Raw genomic sequence first — 10929 nt, 5'->3', positions numbered from 1 at the left:
TAGAACTGCCTACTCTAAGAAAAAGGGTAACCTGTTTTTGGGATATGACTGCGCTATAAGTATTGATTCAAGAAAACGAATCGCAGACAAACTCGAAGAACTCAACGTAGACAAGCTTACTTTTAAAAGCATTGTAGGTGTCGCTCAATACCTCAATCCAATGATTAGGGGATGGGTGCATTACTATGGTAAATTTAAGAAGAACTGAGGTAAAAACCAACTCTTTTCTACATTAAATTTGAGACATACATTACCTGTGTCAAAATCTTTATAAACAGATTTTAACTCTACATTTATTCCTCTTTTTTGATCTACCCTTTTGCTAGAACAGATACATAGTTTTCATCGTAGGGCAACCCTGATTTAGCTATGGCAAAGGCTTGTTTTAAAAGCTTGTTGGCTACCGCTATCAAAGCCAGTTTCTTACTTTTGCCCTTCGCTACGATTCGCTCATAGATTTCCCTGCAACCCTTATTGTATTTACAAGCATTGAACGCACATAAAAACAACAGGTTTCTAAGCTTTTTGTTGCCAACTTTACTAATCCTGCTTCGGCACCTAACACTACTGCCCGACTCACGTATCGTCGGGGTGATCCCTACGTAACTACACAGCTGGGAAGCCTTCTCAAACTTGGTAAACCCATCTGTGGTGACAACTAAAAACAAAGCCGTCTTGATCCCGATACCTGGTATACTCGTTAGCAAGGTTAGTTGCTGCTGCTGATCTTGTTTTACAAGTTCCAGTAAACGGTCTTCAATACCCTTGATCTCTTTGTCTAAGTGTTTGAGATCTCGCTTTAAAGACCTGTAAACATACTTAGATGGAATGCCTAGCACTTCTTCTCCGTGAAGTTTGTTTTTAGTGGCCGTACGCTTCTTTAAATAATTATCCATAAGCCTAAAAAGCTGCAAGCATTCTGCCTGTACATTGCTAAGGGCATTATATAGCGGAACTTCATTGGACAAAGCATAATGACAAATAGCCTTGGCATCACTCTTGTCTGTCTTTACTTTTGATAGCTTCATCTGAATAAAACGCTTGACAGACAAGGGGTTTACTACCGATACAGCAATACCGTTTTTGTAAAGAAACTGTGCAAGTCGATAATGATAATAACCTGTGGCTTCCATAACTACCAAAACATCTGATCCCAATGACTTGACAAACAACTTAAAGCCAGACGAATCATTGCTAAATTGAGAATGACCACAGCCATTACCATAGACATCAAAAACATCTTTACTGATATCAACTCCAAAAGTTTCCTTATATTTATCCATAAGAACTGATTTTATGAAAGAGCATACTACCAGGATCACAACAATACTTCGACAAGCTCAGTACAGGCTTTGAAAACGAGGTTTAGCCTCACAGAACTGAACGTGATTGAAGTAGTTAAAGAGAGGGGATTATCAATGTTGTCGAAGTCTAACGCTTCACCGTATATCATAACCTTAATCCTCTCTTTGTTCTTTCTGATTTATAACTTAAATTTAATAAGAATCAAACTTAAGATGTATAACCGCAATAGCTGGAATTAGTTCTAAACTTGAAGTTGATGAAGAAAACAATAATCAATCTAAAACTGAAAATTAATCTATAAAACAGCTACTGCGGTTATACGAGACCGTTGGCAGTAATTTAAAAGCAGAAAATTAAATTGAAAAAATTCAGAATATTTGATCAAAAATTTACTTGGACTAGAACTTTGATTTTGAATATTCTTTTTTGGTCAAATTTATTAACTATTATTTTTCTTGTTTATATTGTAAATCACAAAAACTCTGATTTAATTACAGCTTTGGTTATTTTCCAATTACCTATATTTTTAATAGGTTTTATCTTGAAAATTCTTGGCATAAATAAATACAAAAAGATTAAAGGGGAATTAACTGATAGTTTAAAATTCTCAGAAGAATATATTTATAAAGGAAAAGAAAAAATTCCTATAAGTAAAATTGATAAACTAAAAATATCTGCTGTCGATTATTTTGGCAGAGAAGATTTCAGTGTTCGTGAATGGAATTTTGAAAATGGATTATCTAATGGTGTGTATAATTTTTTGGAAATAACTTATAAAAACAAAAGCTCTGATAAAATTAAATTTCAAATGACACGTAAATGTGAGTTCATAGATATAAAAAATATTATTGAATATTATTATTCATTGAACAAAATTGATTATCTAAACTGTGTAGATTTATTGTGTCTGACAGAAAAAAATGAGTGGAATAAACTAAAAAATAAAACTACAGCCAACAAAGAACTGAGGTAAAAACCAACTCTTTTTTACATTAAATTTGAGACATACATTACCTGTGTCAAAATCTTTGCAAACAGATTTTAACTGTACACCTATACCTCCTTCTTGATCTATCCTTTTGCTAGAACAGATACATAGTTTTCATCGTAGGGCAATCCAGATTTAGCTATGGCGAAGGCTTGTTTTAAAAGCTTGTTAGCTACCGCTATCAAGGCCAGTTTTTTGCTTTTACCCTTCGCTACGATTCGTTCATAGATTTCCTTGCAAGCCTTATTGTGTTTGCAAACATTAAAACGGCACATAAGTAAAAACCCAACTGATAGTGATAATAGCCTGTGGTTTCCATCAAACATTAACTAATTATAGCTAGATTGTTGAAACATCCTAAAGCCGGATGTACTGTTTAAAAATTGAAAATAATTGGCGCCTGAAGTACTGAAAAAGCCATTAAGCGTTGTTTTTAAAGGTTTTTGTATTTTAAGGACCACTATAGTGATCTACTGGTCATTATTTAAATACAAATATTATTAATTGGTTTTTTTTGTAAAAACTAGATAGAGGACTATAGTATAAAAAAATACAATCCATTCTCCAGTTGCAGGCGGAGAACTAATTTTTAATTTCTAGAAGTCCATTTATATATTTTAAACGCTTCTTTCCTTTCCCAGAGTAATTGTCTAATCATCAGAATTTATAGTTATAAAGCCTATTGTTCTTAAAATATTGTTAATTATGTATAAATATATATGTATTTAGGTTAAAATTACGTAAAAATATCAATTTCACCCTGTTTTTAATGCACTTAAACCTAACTACTCATCTAAATTCTGTTGATTATGAAAAAATCACTTTTTATCATTTGTTTAATTCTTATGAATTGGGCAAATGCGCAAAAAATTCAGAAATCTTCTGTTGAAAAAACCGAACAAGAGATTTCTAATTATATTTCTGAAAAAATCAAGGACTACCAACTTTCAGAAAATATTCTTCAGGAAATTAGGTGCAATATTCAACAAGAAAATGATGTTACAGGAAAAAAGCAATTAAAAGAGAATGTTCAAAAAGCTGCAGAATATTATAAAAAACACTTACTCCGTGTTGAGTTTTTTGAAGAATATCCTGAAAAACGGGAATCGTATACAATTAATCACGAACCACAGCCTTTACAATTATGTGCTAATGGGGGTTTTGAAGGGGGCTTAAGTGGTTATAGTTTTACTCAATCGGTTCAAGCCTCTGGTTGGGCTACAAGTAGCGTAAATGTAGATACTAATCATCCAAGCTTTACTCCAATCAATCCTAGCCCACTTAATAGTTTAAATGGATATGTTGCTCTGGTATCACCTGGAAACGACCCAGACGTAAGTGTTCCACGTGTTCTTAATGGAAATAGAGCGTTAAGATTGAATAACAATCTAGTTACTAATGGTTTAATACACATAACCACAATGTCTAGAAACTTTACAGTAAATGAGAATTTCTTTAATTTCAATTATTCTTTAATACTCGAAAACCCTAACAATCATAATCCACAAACACAGCCTTTTTTTGTAATCAGGATCTATGATGAGAACGATAATATTCTGCGACAAGTAAATGCAGTATCAAATCCAAGTGACTGTATTTTTAACCAATTTAATCCTATAAACGATGCTACTCGTTTATATACGGGATGGGTATGCGATCGTATAAATGTTTCTGATCTTATGGGTCAAAATGTACGAGTTGAATTTATTATTGCTGATTGTAATTTGGGGGGGCATTGGGGAAAGGTTTATATAGACGAACTCTGTGGTACAAACTGTGCAACCCCTTTAAACGGAACTATAAATCTGAATCCAATTCCTACAATCGAATGTCCTACAGAGAATGTTACTATTTGTGGAACATACAATCTTCCAGATCAATCTATTTATGATAATGTTAATCTTACCATAACGCAAAACGGAGGTTTTGTGGGTAATATACCCCTTCCTACTACTCATTATCCTAATTCTTCTGGAGGTTCTTTTTGTTTTGATGTTCCACTTTCCTTATTCGGTTCTAATCCAAACGGAAGTTTTGAATTTGAAGTAGAAGGAAACTTCACTAGAATTTGTGGTGGAGTAGGAGGTAATTACTCGTTAGATCCCATTTATGATTATTCTGCAAATGATACAGGTCCCGATGTCAGTTTTATTAATTGTATCAAGGCTAATAATGATTTTAGGTTATTTGATTCCTGCGCCTCTTATTCTTTTTCTGTATTAGATAATGATACTGTTTATGGAAGCCCTGCGACTCTTCAGAATACAACGATTAGTTTTTTATCTTTCATTCTACCTCAAGGAATTACCTTCAACACCAGTACAGGATTGGTAAGTGTAGCTTCTTCCGTTGCTCCAGGAACCTATTCTTTTAATTATAAGATTTGTAATACTAATAATTCTGCACATTGTGATACAGGCACAGTAACAATTTTGGTGTTAGCTCCACAACTTATTGCCAATAATGATGATTTCACTTCTTCACCTGTTAATGCATGTGAAGGAGGCACGCTAACTGGAGTTAAACAGAATGATACGTATTGTGGAAATCCTATTGTTCTTTATTTAAAACACACTTACTCTTTTTCCATAATTAATGACGGAGGCTTATCAGGTGTAAGTATGAATTCATGGAACGGAGACATATCGGTTCCGCCTATTACCCCAGGAACTTATATTATAACCTATGAAGTATGTCGTAATTTTACTAACTATTGTGATACTGCTCAAGCAACTATTGTTGTTAATCACGGAGTTACTCCAGAATTTAGTTTTCTAACTGAAATATGTAAAGGTAACGAAGCCCCAATCTTGCCATCGTTATCTGATAATGAAATTAGTGGAACTTGGAGTCCTGCGGTAATTGATAATCAAAATTCGGGAACTTATACTTTTACCCCTGATGAAGATTGTGCTGAAATTATAGCTGTAACAGTTACTGTTATAGAGGAATGTGGTCTGTTTTTAGAATGGGGAGGAGAAGTAGGCTGTCAAGAAGGTAATCTTGAGCCAATTAACTTTGACTATGAAGACATCGAAGATGCCCCCTGTCTACGTGTTTGTGGAAACAGCACTACAGTCTATACAATTACAGGCAATACAGGTAACATAACTTCTATAGATTGGATTGTTTCTGGTGGTACAATTGATTCTATTTCGTATGACGGTACTACCGCTGAAATAAACTGGGATGCCAATCCTTCAGGTTTTATAGAAGTCAAAATAATTTTACAAGATGGTTCAGAGATAACAATGGAACGATGTATTGAAAAATTACAGCCTCCAACTGCTTATTTTGAGGTCATACCTTTTTCTGGAGATAAAGAAGAAATAACCGTGTGTGCTGAGACAGGAATTGTTTTTAACAATTTAAGTACGACTAATAATGGTCATGGAGACCTTTATTACAATTGGGATTTCGGTAACGGAGATACATCAAATGAATTTGAGCCCAGTTACACTTATCAACACCAGGGAACCTATGAAGTTACCTTACAAGTGTTTAATGGGTGTAGTTGTGTAGATGAATATAGCTTAGAAGTTAAGGTAACAGAACCTTTTCCTCCTATTTCTTGTCCGGGAGTGGTGTGTGAAGGAGCCTTTGCTACGTATTCACTTCCTGACGGTTGCCCTTTAGATTGGCAAATAATAGGTGGAGATGTAGTTTGGCAAAATGAAAATTCAATATCCGTACATTGGAATCAAGTAGATGAAGATGGAATGGGATATGTTAGCGTATCTTCTAAAGAATGTGGCAATTGTACCACTTCTGCTAAAGTACCAGTAGTGCAAAGTCAAGGAACTATAAAAGGTCCTGAAACAATTTGCGCCGGAGATCAAGGGCAATATTCCTTACCCCAATGGCCTACGACAGATTTTACATGGAGCTTAAAAAACAATACAATCGGAGCTTCATTAAGATCAACAAATCAACGTAATGAAATTATTGTCCAAACTAATATTTCGGGAACAGTAACCTTGGTTTGTAATTATGAAAATACACTGTTAGGTTGTGGAGGTAAGGCAGAGTTTGATGTAGAGGTAAAACCTTTCTTGTCTCTAGGTGATATACCAATTATTTGTCCAAATGATACTGCACCGATAGAGTTTTTAGATGAAACCGGGAACACAGTTTACAATATAGACTGGCTTATATCTGGTCCTCATGGGTTTTCACAAAGCGGAAATAATTCGCCTGCATCTGTTACGTTTCCTTATAGCGGAACATATGTAGTTGATGTATTATCAGAGATGTATTGTGCTAGTCATATGAAAATAGAAGTAGATGGTCCTTCTGAGACCCCAGATGCCATTAACGGTCCTACTACAGTATGTCCTGGTGTGCCGGAAACATATTCGGTAGTTGTTCCTCAAGGAAGCACCGCTCATTGGAGTGTCACCAACGGAGAAATTTTGGGTTCGCCTACCGGTTCTGAAATCGATGTAAATTTCAACCCAAATGCTACTTTAGAGGTTGAAGTTTGGTTTGAAGATGAGTCCGAGTGTTCTTCCGATACCCTTACATTATCTATACAAACGGAAACTGTTGACCTATCCTTTACTACAGGAGCCACACAAGTATGTGGAAGTAGTTATGAAATCTATGAGGTAACCGATACAACGGCTGAAACTTATAATTGGGAAATCATACCTTCATCCGCAGGAAGTATTGAAAGCGGTCAAAACACCAATCAAATTTACGTTTTATGGAATCAAGCAGCTTTAAACAATGTGGAAGTAAAAGTGAATGCTCGGAAATGTCAGGTGTTTTTTGATAATTCTCAAACTGTTGACATTATTCAATCTCCTCAAATAAGTATTAATGGTGATACAGATGCCTGCACAAACCAGCCGGCAGATTTTAATGTGTTACTACCTTCAGGGGCAAGTTTTACAGATATCACTTGGGATTTTGGAGATGGCACTACTGAAGGTCCCATTACTAATGCAACCCATGTATCACACACTTATAAAGCACCTCTTTCAGCTAGCACAACTTACATCGTAACTGCTACAGTTACTGGAGTAAATGGCTGTACGATGGCTTCTACAGCTTCTTATACCATTACGGTATCACCGTCCCCCGTAATTACAATTACACCCAAAACGGTAAGTGCCTGTGAAGATGATCTATATACCACCATGGTTATAAATCAACAAGGAGGATTTGCAGCTACCGATGTTATTCAATGGTATAAAAATGGCGCAATTGTGCCAGGAGCTACTAGTCCCACTTTAGATGTAGTTAATAATCCAGGTAACTATCACGCTGAAGTTACCAATACTTACGGATGTACTTCTAGTACGCGAAATTTAGAAGCTGAAGATTGCGGACAGGGCGGAACGCCTATATGTAGAGGATTTGATTTTGATAATTTTGATTATAATACAACTAGTTCTTCTTGTGGAGAAATAACCATAGATATAACCAATATAGGAGGTAGTTATGTTAATGCATATTTCTCTGATTTTCCTCAAGGGGCTACGGTCGTTAGTATAAATAATCCAACTCAGTTGGTTTTAGGAGATTTAACACCAGGAATTTGGAGAGCAAGCTTAGCCATTACTTATATTAACACAAGTGGAAATCAGGAAACATGTGGAAAATGGTTAGACTTTGTCATCCCCTATGCAGCTGGGTTAAAATACAACATTTCTTGTGCTGGCAACGGTCAGTATGATGTTAATCTATTGGATTACTCAGAATATCATCCAGATGAGCCGCCTACCCAATTTGAATTTACCACAGACGGCGGTGCTTCTTGGCAAAATGGAATAACGGTTAATGGAGTTGCACAACTTAATACGCAATTAGCTCCCGGCACTTATCAAGTGGGTATTCGAGTTTCAAACAGTAATCCTGCTTGTGAAGCTTACGAAACAATCACTTTACCTGATATGCCCGATGCTAGCTTTAACTTTGTTGCAGGTTGTGAAAATGAAGCAGTCCAGTTTGACGCCCTAGCTAATGATCCTGATTTAACCTATGAATGGGAGTTTTCAGCGGATGTAGCTACTAATCTCCAACAAGATCCTGTAAAATCTTTAAATTCAGGAGATGTTAATCAAGTTACTTTAAACGTAACCAATAAATATGGGTGTAGTTCGTCTAGCTCGCAATTAGTGAATGTAACCGAAGTCAATATGGATGGTAAGTTTGAAAAAAGTCCTGAAACTGCCTGTGAAGGTGAAACAATAACACTAAGTTTTGATAACAATTCACTGGCTGTACCTGATTCATTTGAATGGTATAAAAATGAAGTTACACCGAGTCCTTACGCTATAACATCATCCCCAACGCTCAATGTAACCGAAAATGGACAGTATTTTGCTTTCATAACCGATGATAATGGTTGCAAAACATATGATATTCCACCTATAAGTGTTAGCTTTATTAAATCACCTACTCCACCAGTTATTTCTGGAGAAGCAGTGGTATGTGAAGGAAATTCGATAGAGCTTCGCGTACCGGACAGCGATAACTTAGAATATACCTGGTACCGTAATCATGTGTTGCAAACCCAGTGGGATGATCAACATGAAATTATTGATAATCAAGGGCCTGGTACTTATATCTATTCCGTTTTTGCAACGGTAACTATCAATGGAGTTTCGTGTACCGGAGCAGCAGGGAATTTTACCGTAAATGTGGTAAACCCGCCAGCGCAACCTGAGATTGGATTGAATATCCTTTCTTGTTCGCCCTACCAAGTCGAGGTGTTTGTGGATAATCCTCAACCCGGGGTAGCGTATTATTGGAGTAATGGAGATACTGGAACGCAAACAGTAATTACACACGACGGACCAATTCGGGTACGTGCAGAAGTTAACAATTGTTCAGCCTCTGCGCAAACTGATTTACCTACCGATTTAGAGGCCTTAGCTTGGATTTTCCCAACCGGTTGCTTTACTACATGCGGGGGTGATTTTGCTGAAGGCTACTTGATAGGTCCTCTTGATGGATTTGATAATTGGGAATGGAGAAGAGACCAACAAATTATAACTCAAGGTACTGGAGCTGTAGTGCCTTTAGATAATCAGGATATTCAGTCGGGAAGTAGTTATTCATTATATTTACAAGATGAATGTTCCTTAGATATTGGTACTATGGAAATGGATTATGGAGAATGCCATAATTGTGAAATTAATGTTAATAATTGGCATGCCGATTGTGTAAATATTGATGGGGAATGGATGTATGAAATTCACATGGATATTTCCAATAATTATGGAATTCCAATCGGAATAGATTTATTTGCACTCAACAATCAGGGCTACTTTATAAATAATTCTGCACTATTGCCCCCTGGGAACTCCAACCACCTCTTCTATTTTAAGGGTCAAAATGGCTTTTCTGGTGGCATATTAGATATTTCAGTTACCGGCCAAGGACCGGAAAACATAGAATGTCATACCAATCTTGCGCTCAATCTTTCACAATGCCCTCCTCCACCAAGCCCCAGACCGGCGCCAACGCAATTTTTCAGTTTACAAGTTGCCCCTAATCCTGTGGCAAATTATACCACTGCGTATTATGAAGTAGAAGGAGATTCTAACAACTATCGCGTGGTGTTGACCGATCTTCATGGAAAGATAATAAGTGTAAAAAGACTTCAGGACCTACAAGGGAATTTAATTTTTGACTGTAGCGGTTTAGCTTCCGGGACGTATCATCTAAGTTTACAAAAGCATGAGCGTAGCATGAAAACTGTAAAATTAATTGTGGAATAAGTAAAATAAAAAACCTTAACTTTAGAATATTTAAAATCGAAACTTATGAAACTAACTTATATAGTTACCTTTTTGACTTTAATGTTGAGTAGTTTTATGACTGCTCAACAAAAAGAATGGCAATGGATTAAGCAAGGAGGAGCCAGTATAGAAGGGGATGAAACCGAGGAGGCTTACGATATTGCAACCGATAATGACCGGAATGTATATGCGGTTTCGGCTATGGGAATTCATAATCTTGAAATAGACGGAAATACCAAAACCTTTTACGGTTCTCCTGCAGCTACAAAAAGTGATTATGCATTGGCTAGTTTTGCTTGCGATGGTACTTACCGTTGGTCAAAAATTATTGGAGGAAAAAATGATGAAACCCCTCCGGTTATTGAAACCGATGATAATGGATTTCTGTATATGGCAGGTAAGTTTAATTCTTGTGATGAAGATGAGCAATTCAAATATCCGGCCCGTATAGAAAATGATACCATCTTAGATCAGACTTCCTCAAGCTGTAGTCTGATGTTTTTAACCAAATATGATAAAGATGGTACTATGCTATGGTTTAAACAACCGATGCCCCCTTCTGATGGTTCTTTAGCCTTCGTCCATACTGATTCCCGCGGCCTTGTTGCAACGGGCAATGGCGATCTCCATTGGTTGGTTCGTATTCCACAGGGCACTTATGCCAATGGAGCCTATACCAATAACCAATCGGGTGACACCTATCATATTTTAAAATACGATAGTAATGGAAACTTTTTAGGGGGAACTTATTTGGATATGAAATTACCAGGAATTGCGATAAACTATTTAAAAATGTATAGAAACCCTAACAATGGGAATTACTATTTTACCGGAAGGAGATCTGCGAACGGAAGCCAACCCAGTACTGATATAATAGGTGGTCAA

The 10929-nt window shown here is 36.3% G+C and carries 5 protein-coding genes and 1 pseudogene; 4 read left to right on the top strand and 2 right to left on the bottom strand.

Annotated features, from left to right (window positions below; genetic code table 11):
- The coding region (locus FT986_RS11395) for a group II intron maturase-specific domain-containing protein (protein ID WP_305054934.1) at positions 1-208 on the top strand (208 nt) is incomplete at its 5' end.
- A 103-nt stretch (positions 209-311) separates the two neighbouring features.
- Here FT986_RS11395 and FT986_RS11390 read toward each other — a convergent pair.
- On the bottom strand, positions 312-1283 hold the full coding sequence (locus FT986_RS11390) for an IS110 family transposase (protein WP_147865167.1): 972 nt from the start codon (positions 1281-1283) through the stop codon (positions 312-314).
- 380 nt (positions 1284-1663) lie between these two features.
- On the opposite strand from FT986_RS11390, the gene FT986_RS11385 reads away from it, so the two are divergent.
- Positions 1664-2278 carry a hypothetical protein gene (locus FT986_RS11385; protein ID WP_147865166.1) on the top strand — a complete coding sequence of 205 codons (615 nt, stop codon included), beginning with the start codon at positions 1664-1666 and terminating at the stop codon, positions 2276-2278.
- A gap of 98 nt (positions 2279-2376) precedes the next feature.
- On the opposite strand, the pseudogene FT986_RS16200 reads toward FT986_RS11385, so the two are convergent.
- Positions 2377-2544 (bottom strand): annotated as a pseudogene (locus FT986_RS16200) (IS110 family transposase); the annotation flags it as partial.
- Between the two features lie 558 nt (positions 2545-3102).
- On the opposite strand from FT986_RS16200, the gene FT986_RS11375 reads away from it, so the two are divergent.
- Both FT986_RS11375 and FT986_RS11370 read left to right on the top strand, forming a co-directional pair.
- A complete protein-coding gene (locus FT986_RS11375; protein WP_147865165.1) occupies positions 3103-10023 on the top strand; it encodes a PKD domain-containing protein in 6921 nt (2306 codons plus the stop codon).
- A gap of 45 nt (positions 10024-10068) precedes the next feature.
- Positions 10069-10929, top strand: an 861-nt coding sequence (locus tag FT986_RS11370) for a hypothetical protein (RefSeq protein WP_147865164.1), incomplete at its 3' end; no start/stop codon positions are given.

It is taken from the genome of Mesonia sp. K4-1, from assembly GCF_008017825.1.
Taxonomy (GTDB): domain Bacteria; phylum Bacteroidota; class Bacteroidia; order Flavobacteriales; family Flavobacteriaceae; genus Mesonia.
The sequence above is the reverse complement of the archived record's forward strand: the minus strand, read 5'-3'. Positions and strand labels throughout refer to the sequence as shown.

Excerpts from the sequence above, each read along its gene's own strand:
- FT986_RS11375 (WP_147865165.1), top strand. The coding sequence starts at position 3,103 with ATGAAAAAATCACTTTTTATCATTTGTTTAATTCTTATGAATTGGGCA.
- FT986_RS11390 (WP_147865167.1), bottom strand. The coding sequence starts at position 1,283 with ATGGATAAATATAAGGAAACTTTTGGAGTTGATATCAGTAAAGATGTT.